The 15,651-nt window shown below is 60.3% G+C and carries 14 protein-coding genes; 6 read left to right on the top strand and 8 right to left on the bottom strand.

What is annotated here, in order from left to right:
- Positions 1-356: 356 nt before the first annotated feature.
- A complete protein-coding gene (locus tag FHT70_RS24550) occupies positions 357-1,097 on the bottom strand; it encodes a hypothetical protein (RefSeq protein WP_183705417.1) in 741 nt (246 codons plus the stop codon).
- Between the two features lie 221 nt (positions 1,098-1,318).
- Here FHT70_RS24550 and FHT70_RS24555 point away from each other — a divergent pair, with 221 nt between their 5' ends.
- Positions 1,319-1,528, top strand: a complete 210-nt coding sequence (locus tag FHT70_RS24555) for a KTSC domain-containing protein (protein ID WP_064681543.1) — start codon at positions 1,319-1,321, stop codon at positions 1,526-1,528.
- Positions 1,529-1,886: 358 nt separating this feature from the next.
- Positions 1,887-2,126 (top strand): CrpP-related protein, encoded by a 240-nt coding sequence (locus FHT70_RS24560; RefSeq protein ID WP_085779920.1) that lies wholly within the window; start codon positions 1,887-1,889, stop codon positions 2,124-2,126.
- Here FHT70_RS24560 and pncB read toward each other — a convergent pair.
- The 7 genes from pncB to FHT70_RS24595 all read right to left on the bottom strand — a co-directional run bounded on the left by pncB (position 2,108) and on the right by FHT70_RS24595 (position 10,905).
- Complete coding sequence (pncB, locus tag FHT70_RS24565; protein ID WP_085776571.1) at positions 2,108-3,412, bottom strand: nicotinate phosphoribosyltransferase; 1,305 nt, start codon at positions 3,410-3,412, stop codon at positions 2,108-2,110. The two genes, FHT70_RS24560 and pncB, sit on opposite strands and share 19 nt — an antisense overlap.
- Positions 3,413-3,580: 168 nt before the next feature.
- Positions 3,581-3,940 carry a hypothetical protein gene (locus FHT70_RS24570; RefSeq protein WP_183705419.1) on the bottom strand — a complete coding sequence of 120 codons (360 nt, stop codon included), beginning with the start codon at positions 3,938-3,940 and terminating at the stop codon, positions 3,581-3,583.
- 142 nt (positions 3,941-4,082) lie between these two features.
- Positions 4,083-5,042: a glyoxylate/hydroxypyruvate reductase A gene (locus FHT70_RS24575; protein ID WP_183705421.1), complete on the bottom strand. Its 960-nt coding sequence runs from the start codon at positions 5,040-5,042 to the stop codon at positions 4,083-4,085.
- A gap of 8 nt (positions 5,043-5,050) precedes the next feature.
- Entirely contained in the window at positions 5,051-6,688 is a 1,638-nt protein-coding gene (locus tag FHT70_RS24580) for an ABC transporter ATP-binding protein (protein ID WP_183705423.1), read from the bottom strand.
- A complete protein-coding gene (locus tag FHT70_RS24585; RefSeq protein ID WP_183705425.1) occupies positions 6,685-7,833 on the bottom strand; it encodes an ABC transporter permease in 1,149 nt (382 codons plus the stop codon). The genes FHT70_RS24580 and FHT70_RS24585 overlap by 4 nt, the downstream gene beginning before the upstream one ends.
- A complete protein-coding gene (locus FHT70_RS24590; RefSeq protein ID WP_183705427.1) occupies positions 7,833-8,921 on the bottom strand; it encodes a microcin C ABC transporter permease YejB in 1,089 nt (362 codons plus the stop codon). The genes FHT70_RS24585 and FHT70_RS24590 overlap by 1 nt, the downstream gene beginning before the upstream one ends.
- 151 nt (positions 8,922-9,072) lie before the next feature.
- Positions 9,073-10,905 carry an extracellular solute-binding protein gene (locus FHT70_RS24595; RefSeq protein WP_183705429.1) on the bottom strand — a complete coding sequence of 611 codons (1,833 nt, stop codon included), beginning with the start codon at positions 10,903-10,905 and terminating at the stop codon, positions 9,073-9,075.
- Between the two features lie 248 nt (positions 10,906-11,153).
- Here FHT70_RS24595 and mepA point away from each other — a divergent pair, with 248 nt between their 5' ends.
- The 4 genes from mepA (at position 11,154) to FHT70_RS24615 (ending at position 15,645) form a co-directional block, all read left to right on the top strand.
- On the top strand, positions 11,154-12,224 hold the full coding sequence (mepA, locus tag FHT70_RS24600) for a penicillin-insensitive murein endopeptidase (RefSeq protein WP_183705431.1): 1,071 nt from the start codon (positions 11,154-11,156) through the stop codon (positions 12,222-12,224).
- Between the two features lie 86 nt (positions 12,225-12,310).
- Complete coding sequence (locus FHT70_RS24605; RefSeq protein WP_097600412.1) at positions 12,311-12,691, top strand: methylglyoxal synthase; 381 nt, start codon at positions 12,311-12,313, stop codon at positions 12,689-12,691.
- 17 nt (positions 12,692-12,708) lie between these two features.
- Entirely contained in the window at positions 12,709-13,734 is a 1,026-nt protein-coding gene (locus FHT70_RS24610; RefSeq protein ID WP_183705433.1) for a glucokinase, read from the top strand.
- A 123-nt stretch (positions 13,735-13,857) separates the two neighbouring features.
- A complete protein-coding gene (locus tag FHT70_RS24615) occupies positions 13,858-15,645 on the top strand; it encodes an ABC transporter ATP-binding protein (RefSeq protein WP_183705435.1) in 1,788 nt (595 codons plus the stop codon).
- Positions 15,646-15,651 lie beyond the last annotated feature (6 nt).

The following is a 15,651-nucleotide window of genomic DNA, read 5'->3' on the forward strand; positions in this document are numbered from 1 at the left end:
TCTCTCTCCACGGCATCCACACCTCCCGATCAAAATCGAAAAGTGTAACCCATGTCTCCGGTACGAAACGTCACCTATCTCTCAGGTCGGGCAGTTAATAACCGTTGCTGCTTTCTCTTTAGCAGGCCGTCAAGTCTCGCGAGAATCCAATTGCGTGCGGTAGCAGCCGAAACTGCGTGCCCGCCGACATCCACCGCGATGAACGACCCGTAGCTGGGCGTCGGAAGAGACCCATTCCAACCACGGTCTGATCGACACCAGACCGGAAGTTGGCAGGCACTTGAGCAGCCGAACCCATTTAGCTGTACGGTCGCCGATGCTGCCGACGACGGGATCAGCGTGACGATAGCCAGACTCTATTCGAATATCTCCGAGACATTTGTCGCTGGGACTGTCCCCCCTTGAGGTCCTCCTTCGGACATCTGAAATTTGTGAGCCAGAACCGTGGAGGCATAGCAGATTCCAAATGTCTGCATGCTTTGCGAAACAATAAGGAGCGCCAATGTAATGAGGCTCATTTTACCACCCTGAAAGACAGCATCCGATTCGTATGACATCGACGCCGCTATGGCTATCAATAGAAACGAAACAATGGGAGGAAGAATCATCCCCGCAAACAGGCGCAAAAAGGTTGGAAGGAAATTACGCCGCCCCCCGGCAAAGGCCTCTGCAAGCCCGCTAGTTGAGCCCGCTATTCCAGCAGTCGGCCAAGTTCCGACAAGAGCGAGGAGCAACGGATAGAAAATTGCGAACAGCCCGCCGCATAGCAGTACCAATGCACCCCTCGAGAAAGAAACAGCGCCGAATGCAAGAGGAACGCCGATTCCGATACCTATTACGACAAGCAGGATAAGAATATTTTTAAAGATGTAGCTGCCAAACCCGGCCATGCCCCGGTTGAGTTGCACTCGCCCGGTTCCGCTCAATATCGCATTTTGGACACAAAATCCTGTATATAACGCAATAAAGAACTGAGTAGAACCAACACCACTACTTTCGTTGTACTCTGAAAATAATATTATTGCGCAGCTCATTGTGACAAATAAACAAACGAGGAATAAATTGTATCTCGTGAAGGAAATCGTTTCACGTAGCATTATCACCCCTGCCATCCGCCGTCGTTGCTGAGTCGAAGATATCGTCATCAAAATATACGGCTGTCAAATGCGGGACGGTCATCAACGTGCTGGGGAACCCGGAATATGTCGGAGGTTGACAGCACACCGCAAAGATTCCTGAATTTTTACCACGCTGCTTCACCGCGTCTTTGCACGTTTGGGTTTAGGCTTCTGGCAAACCCAAAACAGAGGTAAAACAGGTGGAAGAACTTTCGGTGAAGTCGAAGATCATCAAATCCGTCTATTTCAGCCAGGAAGACGGGCGGCTCAGGATCTGTTTCAAGAATGGCGAGGAGCGTCTGTTCGAGGGCGTGCCCTCTTCGGAAGCCCATGCGATGACGGCGGCGCCGTCTCCCGGACATTATTACCTCGACCGGATCAGGACGCGGTTTCGCAGACTGGCTGCCTGAGACCGTCGGCCCGGCCGGGATGGCGTCGGATCGAGACAGTGCCGGTGGATATTAATCCCCGGTTAACTCTCGCCTTCATCACAGTTGGATCAGCCCGAGCAGAAAGCGGCACTCTATCAGTGCTGCCGCTTTCAGAGATTCGGTCAGCCGGGAGGCTTGGTGGCGGACCCCAGCCAGGAAGCCGAGCCTCCCCGTCACCCCATCCGTTTCGCCGGATCGATCCGAGGTCGGGTTGTAATCGCCTCGAAATAGCCAATTGGGGCTAATCCTGTGAAAAACCGGAATGCTCACATCCGGACTCGACAATGCTTCATTAGCATGATTGCATAAACCCATGGAACGGGAGGCCGGGGTCATGATGTTCGAGAATCTGCTTGAGATGCAGGAGCGCGGCGTGCGCGACCGTGCTCGTGGCCGCAGCCTGGCCGACAATCCGATGTCGAAGCCGGATGTGCTGCCGATCACCGATTTTCAGGAATGGTATTCGATGTTCGACGCCTGGCGCTTCGGCTGGTCGATCGAGGATGCGATGGCGGGGCACATCGAGGTACCCCGTGATGGCCGCGCTTCACCTCGAGCCTATACCAGGACGGTCTGATCGACCCTATCTTCGGCGCCGAAGAATTTCAGGTAGCGTTCGACTTCGGCCGGTTCGCCCGTCGCCTTCTGCGGGTTGTCGGAGAGTTTTACCGCCGGGCGGCCGTTGGCGTCGCTGACCTTGCAGACGATCGAGATCGGATTGAGGCCTGAGATTTCCGTCGGCGCACAGCCGGCAAAATCATTCGTCAGGTTGGTGCCCCAGCCGAAGCTCATGCGCACGCGGCCTTCGAAATGCCGGTAGGTATCGATGATGGCGTCGACATCGAGGCCGTCGGAAAAGATCAACAGCTTCTGGCGCGGATCGCGGCCCATCTTCTTCCACCAGTCGATGATCTTTTCACCGCCTTCGATCGGCGGCGCGCTGTCCGGACGGAAGCCGGTCCAGTCGGCGACCCATTCGGGGGCGTCGCGCAGGAAGGCCGCGGTGCCGAAGGCGTCCGGCAGGACGATCAGCAGGTTGCCGCCATAGAGCTTGTTCCAGTCGCGCAGGATTTTGTAAGGGGCGTTGCGCAGCTGCTCATCGGTTTGCGCCAGGGCGGCTGCCACCATCGGCAGCTCGTGGGCATTGGTGCCGACCGCCTCGAGATCGGAATCCATCGCCAGCAAGACATTGCTGGTGCCGGTGAAGGCCGGACCGATACCTTCCTTCAGCGCCTCGACGCACCAGCGCTGCCAGAGAAAACTGTGACGGCGGCGAGTGCCGAAATCGGAGATGCGCAGGCCCGGCAATTCCTTCAGCCGTTCTACCTTCGACCACATCTTTGCCTTGGCACGCGCATAGAGCACATCTAGGGTAAAGGGACCGAGCGCCCTCATCGCCGAGCGCGAACGCAGCTCGTTGACGATGGCAAGCGCCGGGATCTCCCACATGGTGGTTTCCTTCCAGGACCCATGGAAGTCCAGCACATATTGCCCCTCCTTCTTCGACAGCTCGTATTCGGGAAGTTGGAAGTTGGACAGCCAGGCAAGGAATTCCGGCTCGAAGATCTGCGCGCGGCCGTAGAAACTATTACCCGCCAGCCATATCATCTCCTTCTTGGAGAGCCGCAGCGTGCGGGCGTGGTCGAGCTGTTCGCGCAGTTCGCCTTCATCGATCTCTTCGGCGAGATGCACGCGCTTGGTGCGGTTGATGAGGGTGAAGGAGGCGTTCACATCAGGATAGAGCTTCCAGATCATCTGGAGCATCAGCAGCTTATAGAAGTCGGTATCGATCAGGCTGCGGATGATCGGGTCGAGTTTCCAGGCGTGATTGTAGACGCGTCTCGCGATATCGGTCTTGGCCATGAGATTCCTGCCCTGTCCACTCCGGTCAGGTGCTGCCAAGTTCCGGGCCGGCGCACGAAACCGGCTCGTGCGCCTTCTTATCGAAAAATCGGCGGAGAAAGTCCAGACAAAACATAAACATCCCGCCGCAGCGTGGCGGCGGGATGCGGGAGATCGTCTGCCAAAGGCCTATTGGGCCGGTGCCGCAGGCTGGGTCGGTGCCGCAGGCGCGCTATTAGGGGCAGGCGCCGTTGCCGGCGTCTCGGTTGGACCCTTGCCATTCTGCATCGTCGGCGCGGGTGCTGCGTCGGATTGCTGCTGCTGGAGCTGTTGGCCGGGCTGCTGCGGCGCCACCTCGTTCGCCTCGCGGCGGCCCCAGATCTCGACTGGAATCCAGACCACGAAGGCAAGGATCAGCGCCACGAGCAGCACGGTCAGGATACGGTAACCCATACGCCCCTGCTTTGCCTTGACCGGCGGGATTTGCTGTTCCTTGTGAAGCTTTCCGTCGGATTTTTCCCAGCGTGTTTCGGTCTGATGCGCCATCATCGTCTCCTTCCGCTGCCTTGGCGGCCGATCTGGCCGCAAAGAACTTCGCAAGGAAAACGGGTGGCCGTCTGGAAGGTTCCAGGCTCAAACGTGCCGCGATCTTGGAATAGCCAAACCGCCGCAGCTTTGGCGCGAGATGCCGCTAATAACCGGCGGCGCGATCGATCACAAACTGCAGCGGCTCGCCGCGCTCAAAACGGGCGATCTGCATCTCGACATGGCGGAACAGCGCATTCTCTTCGGAGACCGCCGCGTCATGCGGGGTGATGAACACATTCTCCAATTCCCACAAAGGGCTGTCGGCGGCGAGCGGCTCCACTTCGAAAACGTCGAGAGAAGCGCCGCCGAGGGTCCCTTCCCTGATGGCCGAGACGATGTCGGTCTCGATCTGGCTCTTGCCTCGGCCGGCATTGATGAAGACCGGCTGTCCGAGCGCACCGTCGCGGCGGAGCTTCTTAAATAGCCCGCTATTATAGAAGCCGGTCGTCTCAGGCGTCAGCGGCAGCAGGCCGACCAGAATGTCGGTTTTGGCAAGAAACCGGTCCAGTTCGCCCGCGTCGAAGGTCTCGACGCCCTCGATTGTTTTGCGGGTGCGCGACCAGCCGATGACGTTGAAACCCATCACTTTCAGCTTGGCGACCGCATCCAGGCCCAGAATGCCGAGCCCCATGACGCCGATGGTCACCTCCGCCGCTTCCGGCGCAATCAATTTGGCCCATTCGCGGCGCCGCTGCTTGACGTCATGGGCATATTGGCCGCGCAGATGCATCAGGCACTGCATCACGACCCATTCGCTCATGCGGGTGGTCAGGCTGCGGTCGACGAAACGGACAATCGGAACGTCAGGCAAGCCGGCCATACCGATGATGTGATCGACGCCGGCACCACCCGAGAAGATCACCTTGAGGTTCGGCGCGCGTCGAAAGAGATCGGCATCCGGCTTCCAGAGAAGCGCGTATTCCGTTTCGCTGAAATCACGCTCGCGATTGGCGGGATCGGCCAGATTGATGCTGCCGCGGTCGGCAAAGGCCGTCTTCAGGACGCGGGCGACACCTTCGGGGTTGAACTTGATATCGACGAGGACGGGAGGACGAACTGACATGATCTTCTTTACTGCTGCACGGCGGGCGTCGGCACCGCCTCAATGTTGAAGGCGGCCGCCATGAGTGCCTTGGTGTAATCGTCCTTCGGCGCGCGGAAGATTTCCGCGGACGGTCCCTGCTCCACCACCTTGCCGAAACGCATGACGATGACGTCGTTGGCGAGCGCCTTCACCACCTTCAGGTCGTGGCTGATGAAGAGATAGGCGAGGTCGTGCTTCTTCTGCAGATCGCGCAGCAGGTCGACCACCTGCGCCTGCACGCTCATGTCGAGCGCGGATGTCGGCTCGTCGAGCATGACGAAACGGGGTTTCAGCACCATGGCGCGAGCTATGGCGATTCGCTGGCGCTGGCCGCCTGAAAATTCATGCGGATAGCGCCAGCGGGTCAGGGGATCGAGGCCTACCTCCTCCAGCGCCCAGCAGACACGCTGGTCGCGCTCCTCGGCGCTCAAGGCGCGCTCATGCACCTTCAGCCCTTCGGCAATGATATCGCCGACCGACATGCGCGGGCTGAGCGAACCGTAGGGGTCCTGGAAGACGATCTGCAGCTGGTTGCGTAATGGCCGCATTTCGCTGAAAGAATAACCGGCTATATCTTTGCCGACAAAGGCAATCCGTCCCTGCGACGAGATCAGACGGGTGAGGGCAAGCCCGAGCGTGGTCTTGCCCGAACCGGATTCGCCGACGACGCCGAGCGTCTGGCCGGCGCGCAGCGAAAGATCGATGCCGTCGACCGCCTTCACATGATCGACGACGCGGCGCATCAGCCCCGCCTTGATCGGGAACCAGACGCGGATATCCGAGCCTTCCATCACCACCGGCTTCGACGGATCGGCAAGCGGCGGCTCGCCGCGCGGCTCCGAGGCGAGAAGATGGCGGGTATAGTCATGCTTCGGATTGGCGAAGACCTCTTCGACGGTTCCGGTCTCGACGATCCTGCCCTTGGTCATCACACAGACGCGATCGGCGAATTTGCGGACGATGCCGAGATCATGGGTGATGAACAGCAGCGACATGCGGTGTGCCGCCTTCAATTGCCGGAGAAGCTCGAGGATCTGCGCCTGCACCGTGACGTCGAGCGCTGTTGTCGGTTCGTCGGCGATCAGCAGTTCCGGCCGGTTGGCGAGCGCCATGGCGATCATGACGCGCTGGCGCTGACCGCCGGAGAGTTCGTGCGGATAGGCCTTCAACCGCTTCTCAGGCTCGCGAATGCCGACCTGGTTCAACAGTTCCAGCACGCGCATCCGCGCCGCCTGGCCGGTGAGCCCCTGGTGCAGGGCGAGGATCTCGGCAATCTGCTTCTCGATCGTATGAAGCGGATTGAGCGAGGTCATCGGCTCCTGGAAGATCATGGTGATGTCGTTGCCGCGCACCTCGCGCAGCGTCCGCTCGGATGCCCTCAACAGGTCCTGGCCCTTGAACAGGATTTCGCCGGAGGGATGACTTGCCGAGGGATAGGGCAAAAGCCGCAGGATCGAATTGGCCGAGACCGACTTGCCGGAGCCGGATTCGCCGACGAGCGCCACGACCTCGCCCTTGGCAATATCGAAGGAGATGCGATCGACGGCAAGCGAGGTTTCGCCGCCCTGGTGGAAGGCAACCGAGAGATCGCGGACGGAGAGGAGCGGTTCTGTCATGTCACTCATTGAAACGTCTTCCTCGGATCGAAGGCGTCGCGCACCGCTTCGCCGATGAAGATCAGCAAGGACAGCATGATCGACATGGTGAAGAAGGCCGTCAGCCCCAGCCAGGGCGCCTGCAGATTGGTCTTGCCTTGGGCGATCATCTCGCCGAGGGAAGGGGAACCGGGCGGCATGCCGAAGCCGAGGAAATCGAGCGAGGTCAGCGTCGTGATAGAGCCTGAGAGAATGAAGGGCAGAAAGGTGAGCGTCGCGACCATGGCGTTCGGCAGCAGGTGGCGCCACATGATGGTGCGGTTGTTGACGCCGAGCGCACGCGCGGCGCGGACATATTCGAAATTGCGGGCGCGCAGGAACTCTGCGCGCACGACGCCGACAAAGCTGACCCAGGAGAAGAGCAGCATGATTCCGAGCAGCACGAAGAAGCCGGGCGGCAGGATGGCTGCGATAATGAGCAGGATATAAAGCACCGGCATCGACGACCAGATCTCGATGAAGCGCTGCAGCAAGAGATCGGTCAGGCCACCAAAATAGCCCTGCACAGCCCCTGCCGTCACGCCGATGATCGCCGAACAGATGGTCAGCGCCAGGCCGAACAGCACCGATATGCGGAAGCCGTAGATGACGCGCGCCAACACGTCACGCGCCTGATCATCAGTGCCGAGCCAGTTGAGATTGCCGAGCGTGCAGCCGGGATCGTTCACCCCTTGCGGATAGCCGGAGCAACGCTCCTCCTTGGTCATCAGCCAGAAGGGGGGAGTCGGAGCCGAATGCGGAATGTTCGAGTTGACCGAGCGGTAGGAATAATGGATCGGCGGCCAGATCATCCAGCCATTGGCATTGATCTCATCTGCTATCACCGAGGAGCGGTAGTCGGTTTCGGCGAGGAAGCCGCCGAATTTCTCCTCGGGATAGTCGATCAACACCGGAAACAGGATCTCGCCCTTATAGGAGGCGATGATCGGCCGGTCGTTGGCGAGGAATTCCGCGAAAAGGCTGAGCACGAACAGCAGCAGGAAAAGCCACAGCGACCAGTAGCCGCGGCCGTTCGCCCGGAAATTCTTCCACCGACGGATATTGGTCGGCGACAGCAGCCCCTTGCGCGGCGGTTTGACCGGGGTTGCGGTGGCAGGGTTTGCGGCGGCGTCCATCAGACATCCCTCCGCTCGAAATCGATGCGCGGATCGATCCAGGTATAGATCAGGTCTGAGATCAGGCTGACGAAAAGACCGAGCAGCGAGAAGATGTAGAGTGTCGCGAAGACGATCGGATAATCCCGGTTGACCACCGAGAGATAGCCGAGGCGGCCGAGGCCATCGAGCGAAAAGATGTTCTCGATCAGCAGCGAGCCGGTGAAGAAGGCGGAGATGAAGGCGCCGGGAAAACCCGCGATGATGATCAGCATGGCATTGCGGAAAACGTGGCCGTAAAGCACCTGCCGCTCGTTCAGGCCCTTGGCGCGGGCGGTGACGACATATTGCTTCTTGATCTCCTCGATGAAGGAATTCTTGGTCAGAAGCGTCGTGGTGGCGAAGGCGGCGAGCGAAAGCGAGATCAGCGGCAGGGTGAGGTGCCAGAAATAGTCGAGCGGCTTCTGCCACCAGGCGAGCTCACCGAAATTGTCGGAAACGAGGCCGCGCAGCGGGAACCAGTCGTAAAAGGAGCCGCCGGCGAAAAGCACGATGAGCAGGATGCCGAAGAGGAAGCTCGGAACGGCATAACCGACGACGATGACGCCCGAGGTCCAGACGTCGAAGGTCGACCCGTCCCTGACCGCTTTGCGAATGCCGAGCGGGATGGAAATCGCATAAGAGAAGATCAGGATCCAGATGCCGAGCGAGATCGACACCGGCAGTTTCTCCTTGATGAGGTCGAGCACGGAGGTATTGCGGAAGAAGCTCTCGCCGAAATCGAAGCGGATGTAATTCCACATCATCTCGCCAAATCGCGTCAACGGCGGCTTGTCGAAGCCGAACTGTTTTTCGAGCTTGGCGATCAGCTCCGGATCGAGCCCCTGAGCGCCGCGATATTTCGAGCCTTCGTCGCTGCCGCCGCCACCGAGCAGATCGCCGCCGCCGGACAGGCGCTGATCGGCGCCGTCGGCCTGGCCGGTCAGCTGGGCAATCACCTGCTCGACCGGGCCGCCGGGTGCAAATTGAACGACAATGAAGGAAATTGCCATGATGCCGACGATCGTCGGTATCATCAAAAGCAGGCGGCGAATGACATAGGCGCCCATCAGCCTTCAGCCTCCGGAAATCTTCTTATTGTCTGCCTGCCGTCCAGTCCAATGCTGCTCAATCCGCCAGCCTTCCCTTGCCGGCCCTGCCGGCTTCTCCGTGATTCGCTTGTGCCATTTGGAGCCCAGAGCCCCAGCATTGCAAGCCCGCTCATTTTGCCGAGGTCGACCACCAGGCATCGGGGAAGCCAAGGCTGTAGGCCGGGAACTCGGCAGGGTGCGTTACTGTGTTCCAATAGGCGATATTAACGGTATCGCGGTAGAACAGGGGGATGACGTAATGGTTTGCGAGCAAGACTCGGTCCATTGCCTTGATCGCAGCGACCTGTTCATCGCGGTTCGGCGCGAAGATAATCATGCGGATGAGCTCATCGACGGCTGGATTGGCGATCCCCGCGTAGTTGCGAGAACCCTGCTGGTTGACAGAGCCGGATCCCCAATACTCGGCTTGCTCGTTGCCCGGATTCATTGTCTCCGCCCAGACATTCCAGATCATATCGAAGTCAAAGCTGCGTTCGCGGTTGACAGCTTGCGAAGCGTCGACTGTCCGAACTCGCGCATCTATGCCGATTTTCTTGAGATTGCTGGCATAAGGCACTGCCCAGCGCTCCAACATGGGGCTCGACAATAATATCTCGAAACTCATTGGCTGGCCGGTCTTGGTATTGACCATGCGATTGCCCTTCAACTCCCAGCCGGCTTCTTTCAGAAGAGCAATCGCCTTTCGGAGGTTGTCGCGGCTTTTCTGCGGATCACCGCCAACGGGATTGGTATAGGGTGTCGTGAAAACCTCCGGCGGAACCTTGTCCTTCATGCTCTGCAGTATTTCAAGTTCACGACCCTGGGGCAGGCCGGAGGAGGCGAGCTCGGTGTTCCAGAAATAACTGTCGATGCGCTTGTAGCTGTTGAAGGCAACCGTGCGGTTCAGCTCCTCGAAATCGAAACCGTAGTTCAGCGCTTCGCGGACCCGCTCGTCCTTGAAAAGATCACGGCGCATATTGGGCACGAGAGCCTGTAGGATGCCGGTGGAGCGCAGCGGATTCGCAACCTCTTCCTTCTTGACGCGTCCCTCCTTCACTGCCGGGAAATCATATCCCGTCGCCCAGCGGGCAGCGGTCGTCTCCTGCCAATAGTCGCTGTTGCCGGCGCGAAAGGCTTCGAACTCGACATCCCGATCACCGAAATAGGTGTAGATGACGTTGCGGAAATTGTTTTGGCCGACATTTACGTTGAGGTCCTTGCCCCAGTAGTCGTCGCGCAGTTCATAACGGATCGTCGCGCCGGGCGAGAAGGATGCAATCTTGTAAGGTCCGGAGCCCATCACCGGCTCGAGCGTCGTCTTTGAAATATCGCGGGGCTTGCCGTCCGGTCCCTGCCCCTCCCACCAATGTTTCGGCACAACCATCAACTGCCCGAGAATATTCGGGAGCTCGCGGTTGTTCTTCTCGTCGAAGGTGAAGGTGACGTCGCGATCGCCGGTCTTTTCGGCCTTCACCACGTGCCGATAGTAGTTTGCGGTGGCGGGATTGTGCTCCTTGGTCTTATCCAGACTGAAAATGACATCTTCGGGCGTTACCGGCTGCCCGTCCGCCCATTTCGCCTCTTTGCGCAGGCGAAAGGTCGCACTCGAAACGTCTGCGGGAAAGGACAGTCCTTCGGCGAGCAGGCCATAGGACACAAGCAGCTCGTCATCGGCGGGCTTCATCAACGTGTCGAATACAAGCGTCAGGCCTACCGCCGTCTGACCTTTGGCAAGGAGCGGATTAAAGGTGTCGAAGGCGCCGCTCGCGGAAAGGCGCAGATCTCCGCCCGTTGGGGCATTTGGATTGACGTAGTCGAAATGAGCAAAGCCCGGCTTGTATTTCATTTCGCTGATGACCGAGCTTCCGATCTGAAACGGCTGCTCTTCACCCATTGCCGTCAAAGGCGTTAAAGCACCCGCAAGTGCCAGAAACAAACCGATCTTCGACAAAAAAGCCGCCATTCCCACTTCCCCTGAATATTGATGGATTCGACAATACGAGAAATAGGGGCGAAAAACAGGAGAGAGTTTGGTTTTTGCCGGGCTCGCGGTATTTTGAGCCAGCTCCTGTCAAAGGCAGCGGCGATGGCGCTGCGGCGATCCTTCACCGACCCCTCCTGCGCACCTCCGCCAAATCATCGATTCACCAAAATTGCTTTTCACGGTAGATTCGAGCGCAAATCACTTCGTCATCGACTTAAGGGAACAGCATGGCTTTCGGCTCCGCCCAGGCTTTCAGAACAATCGGCAGACTGGCGCTTGCCGGCTCGATCGGCGCAAGTCTTGCCGCCGGCGACGTCGGCGCCGAGCAGAAAACGCCAAGCCCGGGCAGCGCCAAGGCGCTATTTGCAGGCGTCAGTCTGCCAACCCAGGGGCCGGCGCAGCCGATCGGCTTTTATGCAAAGGGCTGCATGACCGGCGCGGTGGCGCTGCCGACCGACGGGCCGACTTGGCAGGCGATGCGACTTTCACGCAATCGCCGCTGGGGCAACCCGGCGATGATTGCGCTCCTGGAACGGTTTTCGCAGGATGCGGTCAAATATGCCGGCTGGCCGGGCATCCTCGTCGGCGATGTCGCCCAGCCGCGCGGCGGGCCGATGCTCAACGGCCATTCCTCGCACCAGATCGGCCTCGATGCCGATATCTGGTTCACCCCGATGCCGGCGCGCCGCATGACGGCTGAGGAGCGCGAGGACCTGCCCTTCACAAGCATGCTGCAGAAGGACAAGTTCCTCACCGTCAACCCGAAGGTATGGACGGAATCGCGGGCGCGGCTCCTGATGCTGGCGGCGAGCTATCCCGAAGTGGAGCGCATCTTCGTCAATCCGGCGATCAAGAAGAAGATGTGTGACACCTGGACCGGCGACCGAACCAACCTTGGTAAGCTCCGGCCGATATACGGCCATGACTCGCATTTCCACATCCGCATCAAATGCCCGCCCGGTGCTGCCGGATGTACGCCGCAAGCCCCGGTGCCCGCCGGAGATGGCTGCGACAAGTCGCTCGCCTATTGGTTCACACCGGCGCCTTGGGCGCCACCGAAACCGCCCAAACCCGGCGCCAAGCCGCCGAAGCCGCCGCGTGAGATGATGGTGTCCGACCTGCCGAAGGCTTGCGCCGCCGTGCTCGGTGCCGCTTCCGTCGCTTCGATGCAAGCCGCCACCTATGGTGGGCCTTCCGCTGCAAGCGCGCTCGCCGCCGTTCCGGTAGCGCCGGCTGATGACGACGAGGGGTTGCCGGATGTCGGCCCGTTGCCGAACGACAAGCCGGCGGTCCAATGAAGGGGCAGAGGCGCTGTCTTTCAAATCGCAAACACTTGGTATAAAGCGATCAAATCGATTGAATTGTTGGGGCGGAGATTCACTTCATGGCCGGCAGCAAATGCCTTGCGCTGATCGCGCATGACCAGAAGAAGGACGACATGGCGGCTTTCGCCCGCGCCAATCAGGACCTTCTTTCACACTGGAAGATCGTCGCGACAGGTACCACCGGCGGTCGCGTGCTCGATGCCGCTCCCGATCTTGACGTCACCAGGCTGAAAAGCGGGCCGCTCGGCGGCGACCAGCAGATCGGCGCGCTGATCTCGACCGGCGAAGTCGATGCGCTGATTTTCTTCGTCGACCCGCTGACGCCGATGCCGCATGATGTCGACGTGAAGGCGCTGATGCGGCTCGCCATCGTCTACGACATTCCAATGGCGCTCAACCACGCGACCGCTATAAAGCTCCTTCCCACACTCGAAGCCTGATCAGCACGGAACCGGCCATGCCCAAACCCAACCACAGCACCGCTCCGCTTCCCTTCCCGATCCTGATCGGCGATATCGGCGGCACCAATGCCCGCTTCTCCATCCTCAGCGATGCCTATGCCGAGCCGAAACAGTTTCCGAACGTGCGCACGGCGGATTTCGCCACGATCGACGAAGCGATCCAGAAGGGCGTGCTCGACAAGACGGCGGTGCAGCCGCGCTCGGCGATCCTCGCTGTCGCCGGCCCGATCAACGACGATGAGATCCCCCTGACCAATTGCGACTGGGTGGTGCGGCCGAAGACGATGATCGAGGGCCTCGGCATCGAGGATGTGCTCGTCGTCAACGATTTCGAGGCGCAGGCGCTGGCGATTGCCGCCCTATCGGATGAAAACCGCGAACGCATCGGCAGCGCCACCGGCGATATGGTCGCCTCGCGCGTTGTGCTCGGTCCCGGTACCGGCCTCGGCGTCGGCGGGCTTGTGCATGCCCAGCATACTTGGATCCCGGTTCCCGGCGAAGGCGGCCATATCGATCTCGGGCCGCGCAGCAAGCGCGATTATGAGATCTTTCCGCATGTCGAGACGATCGAAGGTCGTGTTTCGGCCGAACAGATCCTCTGCGGACGCGGCCTCGTCAATCTCTACAACGCCATCTGCGTGGCCGACGGCATCCAGCCGACGATGAAGGATCCGGCCGAGATCACCTCGCACGCGCTGGCGGTTAGCGACAAGGCGGCCGTTGAGACCGTTTCGCTGTTTGCCACCTATCTCGGCCGCGTGGCAGGCGACATGGCGATGGTGTTCATGGCGCGCGGCGGCGTCTACCTCTCCGGCGGCATCTCGCAAAAGATCCTCCCGGCGCTGAAGAAACCGGAATTCCGCCAGGCTTTCGAGGACAAGGCGCCGCATAGCGCGCTGCTTCGCACCATCCCGACTTATGTGGTGACGCATCCGCTGGCGGCGCTCGCAGGGCTTTCCTCCTATGCGCGCATGCCGGCCAATTTCGGCGTATCGACGGAAGGCCGCCGGTGGCGGCGCTGAGCCACCGCACGTCCCACCGGGCCGCGCCGCGGTCTAGCCAAACCAGTCCCAACTCTTTATAGAGCCGGCCAAAGTGCGCGCCACGTTCAGGACGCGCTCCGTCTCGGACAGGAAGCTTGATATTTGGAAGCCGTGGAAAGCAGAAAGCAGAGCGTCAGCAGCGATACCGTAACCGGCATCCTGAAGCGCATCATCGCTGAAAACGGCCGCGACCATCTCTGGGGTTATGTCTTCGCGATCGCCTGCCTCGTGGTCGTGGCGCTTTCGACGGCATTCACCGCCTGGATCATGCGGGCGATCATCGACGAAGCCTTCGCCAACCGCCGCGCCGATGTCGTCTGGATCATCTGTCTTTCGATCTTCGTCGCCTTCGTGCTGCGCGGCTTTGCCAGCTATGGCCAGGCCGTGGCGCTTTCCAAGGTCGGCAACAATATCGTCGCCCGCTATCAGCGCCGCCTCTATGCGCATCTGATGACGCTTTCCGTGGGCTTTTTCAGCGAGGCACGCTCGGCTCACATCGCAGCGCAGGTGAGCCAGAACGTCAGCGGCATCCGTGACGTGCTCAACCTGACGATCACCTCGACGGTGCGCGACCTCCTGACTTTCGTTTCGTTGATCGGCGTGATGGTCCTGCAGGACCCGCTGCTCAGCCTCGCCGTGTTCGTCATGGCGCCGCCGCTGCTCTATGCACTGCGTTATGTTTCCAAACGTCTTCGCTCGGCGACCCGTGAGGCCGTGCATCTGAACAGCCACGTGCTGGGGGCCATGCAGGAGACGATCCAAGGTATTGCCATCGTCAAAGCCTTTACGATGGAAGAGGAACTGGAGAACAAGGTCAACAAGCTCATCACGGCCGCCGAAAACCGGGCGAACCGGATTGCCCGGCTTTCCGAGCGAACCTCGCCGCTGACGGAGAGCTTCGCAGGCTTTGCCGTCGCCAGCGTGCTCGCCTATGCCGCCTATCGCTCGATCTATTACAATGTGGCACCGGGCGCCTTCTTCTCCTTCGTGACGGCGCTGCTGCTTGCCTATGATCCCGCCCGCCGCCTTGCCCGCCTGCAGGTGCAGATGGAACGCGCCGTCGTCAATGCGCGGATGATCTACGAATTGCTCGACATGGAGCCGCGCCAGCGCGACCTGCCGGATGCCCGGCCGTTGACGGTGACGCAGGCGAGAATCGAATTCCGCAATGTGTCCTTCGCCTACGGCAATGAAAGCGTGCTGAACAGCGTCAGCTTCGTCGCCGAGGGCGGGGCGACCACGGCGCTCGTCGGCCCGTCGGGCGCTGGTAAATCCACCGTCATCAGCCTCATTCCGCGTTTCTACGATCCGCGCGAAGGCGAAATCCTGATCGACGGGCAGGATATTGCCCATGTCACCAAGAAGTCGCTGCGCCACCAGCTCGCCTATGTCTCACAGCAGCCCTACCTGTTCGAGGGCACGATCCGCGACAATATCCGCTACGGCCGGCCGGAAGCGACCGATGCCGAGGTGGAAGGGGCGGCCCGGCTGGCCTATGCGCATGACTTCATCTCAGCGCAGCCACAGGGCTACGATACCCCTGTCGGCGAAAACGGCGTGACGCTTTCGGGCGGCCAACGCCAGCGGCTTTCGATCGCCCGCGCTTTGGTGCGCAACGCGCCGATCCTGCTGCTCGACGAAGCGACCTCCGCCCTCGACACCGAATCCGAGGCCGCCGTGCAGAAGGCGCTCGATGAGGCGATGACCGGACGCACCGTCGTTGTCATTGCCCATCGACTTTCGACCGTGGTGCGCGCCGACAAGATCGTCGTCATGCAGCAGGGCCGGGTCGTCGAGGAGGGCAATCATGAGACGCTTGCGAAGGTCAGCGACGGTCTTTACGCTCGCCTCAACAACCTGCAGAGGCCCTCGGCCTCGGATTCATACTAACATGGC

The sequence above is a fragment of the Rhizobium sp. BK049 genome (assembly GCF_014193135.1).
Lineage (GTDB): Bacteria > Pseudomonadota > Alphaproteobacteria > Rhizobiales > Rhizobiaceae > Rhizobium.

What these genes read in the sequence shown, in the direction of transcription:
- FHT70_RS24595 (WP_183705429.1), bottom strand. Translation starts at nt 10,905, where the DNA reads ATGGCGGCTTTTTTGTCGAAGATCGGTTTGTTTCTGGCACTTGCGGGT.
- FHT70_RS24570 (WP_183705419.1), bottom strand. Translation starts at nt 3,940, where the DNA reads ATGATGGCGCATCAGACCGAAACACGCTGGGAAAAATCCGACGGAAAG.
- FHT70_RS24580 (WP_183705423.1), bottom strand. Translation starts at nt 6,688, where the DNA reads ATGAGTGACATGACAGAACCGCTCCTCTCCGTCCGCGATCTCTCGGTT.
- mepA (WP_183705431.1), top strand. Translation starts at nt 11,154, where the DNA reads ATGGCTTTCGGCTCCGCCCAGGCTTTCAGAACAATCGGCAGACTGGCG.
- FHT70_RS24560 (WP_085779920.1), top strand. Translation starts at nt 1,887, where the DNA reads ATGTTCGAGAATCTGCTTGAGATGCAGGAGCGCGGCGTGCGCGACCGT.
- FHT70_RS24590 (WP_183705427.1), bottom strand. Translation starts at nt 8,921, where the DNA reads ATGGGCGCCTATGTCATTCGCCGCCTGCTTTTGATGATACCGACGATC.
- FHT70_RS24585 (WP_183705425.1), bottom strand. Translation starts at nt 7,833, where the DNA reads ATGGACGCCGCCGCAAACCCTGCCACCGCAACCCCGGTCAAACCGCCG.
- FHT70_RS24610 (WP_183705433.1), top strand. Translation starts at nt 12,709, where the DNA reads ATGCCCAAACCCAACCACAGCACCGCTCCGCTTCCCTTCCCGATCCTG.
- FHT70_RS24605 (WP_097600412.1), top strand. Translation starts at nt 12,311, where the DNA reads ATGGCCGGCAGCAAATGCCTTGCGCTGATCGCGCATGACCAGAAGAAG.
- FHT70_RS24575 (WP_183705421.1), bottom strand. Translation starts at nt 5,042, where the DNA reads ATGTCAGTTCGTCCTCCCGTCCTCGTCGATATCAAGTTCAACCCCGAA.
- FHT70_RS24550 (WP_183705417.1), bottom strand. Translation starts at nt 1,097, where the DNA reads ATGCTACGTGAAACGATTTCCTTCACGAGATACAATTTATTCCTCGTT.
- pncB (WP_085776571.1), bottom strand. Translation starts at nt 3,412, where the DNA reads ATGGCCAAGACCGATATCGCGAGACGCGTCTACAATCACGCCTGGAAA.